This window comes from Brevibacterium picturae, assembly GCF_030453725.1.
Classification (GTDB): domain Bacteria; phylum Actinomycetota; class Actinomycetes; order Actinomycetales; family Brevibacteriaceae; genus Brevibacterium; species Brevibacterium sandarakinum_A.
Genome location: NZ_JAKDJU010000249.1, coordinates 1 through 3,225, shown reverse-complemented (window position 1 = coordinate 3,225; position 3,225 = coordinate 1). Strand labels below are relative to the sequence as shown.

At 65.9% G+C, this 3,225-nt stretch carries 4 protein-coding genes; all 4 read left to right on the top strand.

Translation table 11 applies throughout. From position 1 onward, the window contains the following. Positions 1–135 precede the first annotated feature (135 nt). Complete coding sequence (locus L0G76_RS15000) at positions 136–681, top strand: TetR/AcrR family transcriptional regulator (protein ID WP_304357955.1); 546 nt, start codon at positions 136–138, stop codon at positions 679–681. Between the two features lies 1 nt (position 682). Beyond that, positions 683–1,399, top strand: coding sequence for an ABC transporter ATP-binding protein (locus L0G76_RS14995; protein WP_304357954.1), 717 nt, complete (start codon positions 683–685; stop codon positions 1,397–1,399). After that, positions 1,396–2,151, top strand: a complete 756-nt coding sequence (locus L0G76_RS14990) for an ABC transporter permease (protein ID WP_304357953.1) — start codon at positions 1,396–1,398, stop codon at positions 2,149–2,151. Before L0G76_RS14995 ends, L0G76_RS14990 begins: the two co-directional genes overlap by 4 nt. Before the next feature lie 96 nt (positions 2,152–2,247). Further along, on the top strand, positions 2,248–3,225 hold a 978-nt coding region (locus tag L0G76_RS14985), incomplete at its 3' end, for an NADPH:quinone reductase (RefSeq protein ID WP_304357952.1).

The following is a 3,225-nucleotide window of genomic DNA, read 5'->3' as shown; positions in this document are numbered from 1 at the left end:
ATGTCCGCGGGTGGGAGCGTGAAGAGGGGATTCGTGCCTTCACCGTACGCGAGGCACGCCTCGACTGAGGCTGGTGCCCGAGAGCGGCACCTCGGGGACTCTTGCCAAATAAATGTTAGTGACTAACAGTAAGGGATGAGGCGTTGGCAGCGAACCCATGCAGACCTGCGGCAGGCAGCCCTGGAGCTGTTCGTCGAGGAGGGCTTCGACCAGACCGGCACGGCCCAGATCGCGAAGCGGGCAGGGGTGAGTGAGATGACTCTGTTTCGGCACTTTCGATCGAAGGATGCACTGCTGCTGGAAGATCCTTTCGACCCGCGAATCGCTGAAGCAGTGCGGACCCGTCCCGCAACGGAGTCGCCGCTGTGTGCGGTCGCAGAAGGGATCCGGCAGGCGTGGAATGCTGTCGAAGTCCCAGATGTCGACGACCTGCGGACTCGGCTGACGATCATCGCCGAGGCGACCTCGCTGACTGGATCGCTCGAGCGCAGCAGTGCGGCCACCATCGACGCCATCGCCGAGGCGCTGATGAGCCGGGAGGTCGATCGCTCTGCGGCCAAGATCGCAGCGGCCGCGGTGATCTGTGGGCTCAGCACCGCTCTGCTCGACTGGGCCGAGCGTGGTCAGACCGAGCTCGACACCGTCATCAATCACGCACTGAATGTGCTGGGTGGACGCTGAGATGCTTGAATTCAAGGCCGTCGACCACCGGTTCCGCAGTGGGGCCGGTGTGACCGACTTGTCCTTCGCAGTCCATCCCGGCGAAGTGGTCGCTCTCATCGGGTTGAACGGGGCAGGCAAGACCACACTCATGCGACTCGGGCTGGGAATGCTGCGTCCCCAGGCAGGCGAAGTGCGACTGTTCGACCGTCCCCTGCACCGACTGCCGTCATCAGCGTTCACCGGTGTCGGCGCGCTGGTCGACGTGCCCCTGGCCTACCCGGAGCTCACGACTGAGGAGAACCTGCGCCTGTCCTCGCGGCTGCACGGAGGAACGCCTGCGCAGGTGGCCGCGGCGCTGGAGACTTGGCGGCTGACGGCGCTGGCCGACCGACGGTTCCGGCGCCTGTCCTCGGGCAACCGGCAGCGAGTCGGCCTCGCCGCAGCGATGCAGCACGATCCCCGCATGATCATCCTCGACGAACCGAGCAACGCCCTCGACCCGGCCTCGGTGATCCTGCTGCGTGAGCAGCTGCTGCGCCGGGCGCGGTCGGGTGCCGCGGTCCTCGTCAGCAGCCATCACCTCGACGAGGTGGCCCGTATCGCCGATCGTGTGCTGCTGATGAACGCCGGCCGGTTGATCGGGGAACTCGACACTGCAGGCCCGGACTTGGAAAGGGCCTTCTTCGCCCGTCTCCGGGCCGATGACGAAAGCCGCCAAGGTGAGGGGACAGCATGATGAGGGCTGCGCTGAGCCTCGAATCCTTGAAGCTGCGTCGCTCCCTGGTCGGAGTCATCACGACCTGTGCGCTGCTGGTGGGGACTGTGGTGCTGTTGGCCGGGATCACGTTCGGTGTTGCCCAGCAGCGCAGCGAGCTCGTGACCAAGCTGGGCTCGACGGCACGTCTGGACTGGGCCGGTCTGGTCCCGGCGGCCACCCAGATCATCTCTGTGGGTTCGCTCTTGGGGTTCGGAGTCATGCTGGCGTGGATGTTCGGGCGGGAATTCGCCGATGGAACGATCACCGGACTCTTCGCGCTGCCGGTCAGTCGTGGACGGATCGCTCTGGCCAAACTTGTCGTCTATGCGCTGTGGACCGGGGCGGTCGGTCTGCTTCTGGCATTGGGTGTTCTCTGCCTGGGCCTGGCTTTCGGTTATGGGCTCCCGCCAGAAGGTGTCTGGGCGGGGCTGGTGCGGCTGTGGGTGCTCATGGTTCTCACTGGTCTCATTGCGATCCCGGTCGCCTGGACTGCGACAGTGTGTGGTTCGGTGCTCGCTGGGGTCGGCTGCACGGTCGGGCTAGTCGTCATCGCGCAGGTGACTGCCCTGCTCGGGTTGGGCGGCTGGATGCCCGTGGCCGCACCCGCCCTCTGGGCAATGAGCGATGGGTCCGCCGTGACGGTGGCTCAACTGGGGTTGGTCGTCGTCTTCGCACTGGTCTTCGCCGTGCTCACCGCAGTCAGCTGGGATCGGTTGCAGCTGCGTCGGTGAATCAGCCGTCGATGCTGAGGCGAAAGGGAGTTGTTGTCTTCAATCCCCAGCAGGTGATTCACTGAGAAGGAACGGCAAATGAAGGGGATGGAACGAGTGAGCCTTCCAGACCAGATGACGGCAGCGTTCATCACGGCCACCGGTGGTGTTGGGGCCATCGAGGTCGGCCCTCTGCCTGTGCCCCGGTTGGGCCCGACCGATGTCCTGGTGCGCTTGGAGGCCAGCGAGGTCAATCACGTCGACCTCTTCGTCCGTTCCGGGGCGTATCGCACTCCGCTTCCGTTTCCCTTCGTCATCGGTCGTGATCTCGTCGGGACTGTCGCCGCCACAGGGGAGGCTGTCGACGATTTCGTTGAAGGTGACCGGGTGTGGACCAACAGCCTCGGCCATGCCGGCCGTCAGGGATCCTTCGCCGAATTCTCAGCGGTGCCGACCGAACGGCTGTACGACCTGCCTGAGGGGATCACCCCCACCGAGGCGGCCCCGGTCCTCCACGCGGCCGGTACCGCCTTCATCGGGTTGGTGACCAAAGCTCGTCTGGAGCCGGGGGAGACGATCATGGTCGGATCTGCCAGCGGGGCTGTCGGCATGGCGATCGTCCAGCTCGCTGCGGCAATGGGCGCTCATGTCATCGCCAGTGCCTCGACCGGCGACAGTCAGTGGGTGGCGGACTGCGGGGCGGCGGTCGTCGTCGACAAGCACGCCGAGGATTTCCACCGGCAGATCGAGGAGGCTGCCCCGGACGGAGTCGACGTGTGGTGGGATCCCGCCGGCGGCTATGAGCTCGAATGGATCGTGCCGATGCTGACCCACGGTGGCCTTGTGATCGCGATCGCCGGGATGGACGCAGCACCGACGCTGCCCATCGGACAGCTCTACACCAAAGACGCCAGCCTGCTGGGCTTCGCGATCAGCAATGCTTCGGTCGAGGACCTGGCTGCAGCGGCCAGGGCCATCAATCAGATGCTGGCCACCGGCCGGCTGCAGAGCCGAGTCGGTGCGACATTGTCCCTCGCCGAGGCGGCTCGGGCCCACCGTGCCCTCGAAGAGGGGAGCGTGCGGGGCCGGGTCCTC